Annotated in this window: 1 protein-coding gene; it reads right to left on the bottom strand. The window is 50.1% G+C overall.

What is annotated here, in order from left to right; translation table 11 throughout:
• Positions 1–63: 63 nt before the first annotated feature.
• The gene (minC, locus tag IBX54_RS15195) at positions 64–825 is read right to left on the bottom strand and encodes a septum site-determining protein MinC (RefSeq protein WP_296543483.1); all 762 of its coding nucleotides are present in this window, start codon (positions 823–825) and stop codon (positions 64–66) included.
• Positions 826–1,044 lie beyond the last annotated feature (219 nt).

The raw sequence follows: 1,044 nt of genomic DNA, 5'->3' as shown, positions 1-1,044 counted from the left end.
GCCCTTGCCGGAAGTCACCACAATTATTTTTGCCATGTCGATGAGGTCTTTCAAACAGAAAATTTAGGGGTTCAAGGCTTCGAAGATCAGCTTGTCGTGGCCGTCCTGGCTCAGGCGCACCTGAGCCGGTTTGCCGTGAATGTCTTTTGGGAGTGGATTTTCGCTGGTACGGTACACACCCGCAATAGAAATCAGTTCGGGTTCCAGGCAGAGTGAAAATATCCGCGCTTGGGTGTTGCCACTGGCACCCGCCATGGCTTTGCCGCGTAACGGCGCATAAACGTGGATGTTGCCGTCTGCGACCACTTCTGCACCCATGTTGACCATGGCCAGCACCACCAGATCAGCGCCGCGCGCGTAGATTTTCTGGCCAGAACGCAAGGGCTTGTCGATGACCAGTGTGGCCGGCCCCGGGACCTCGCGCACCACTTCACGAAACACTTCGCGCACGCTTTCCGCCACCGGTTTCATCACGTTATTTTTTGGATTGATGGCCTTGCCATGCGGCATTTCTGCGGGCGCTTCAATCAGACCACACGCCAAAGCTGCGGTAGCTGCTGGCGGCGTTGCGTTACGAAAGGCGATGGGCTTGAGACGGCAGTGATGCAAAGCCGACATCAAAGCTGGCAGGGATTGATTGACATCCTCAATTTCCAGATGAAAAAAATCAAGTACCACAGCATCATCATCAAAAAAATCGGGGCTCTGACTAGCCGGTCCAAATTGCGCGTACAGGTCTTCAATGATGTCTGCCAGGTCAGGCGTTTTGAGCAGCAAGGCCAGCAACGGCAACTGAGCGCTTTTAATTTCAAAGGTTTGTGTCACGAGACCTGAATAAAAATTTGAGAAGAATGCGGGTTGAAATGAGCAAAACGGATGCTGCAGCGAAGCAACAGGCAAATGTTACTTGATCAAACTGCCAAAAACCGTTGCTGGTTCAAATTATTGACTCTATGCACAGGAAATTTTCAAACTTGTACATTTGTTTGAAAACGCGCTGATTGTTGTTATTTGTCTTTAATTATTTCTACTCTTTTAAAGTAG

The sequence above is a fragment of the Rhodoferax sp. genome, assembly GCF_014859475.1.
Lineage (GTDB): Bacteria > Pseudomonadota > Gammaproteobacteria > Burkholderiales > Burkholderiaceae_C > Rhodoferax.
This window is presented reverse-complemented; position numbering and strand designations above follow the sequence as displayed.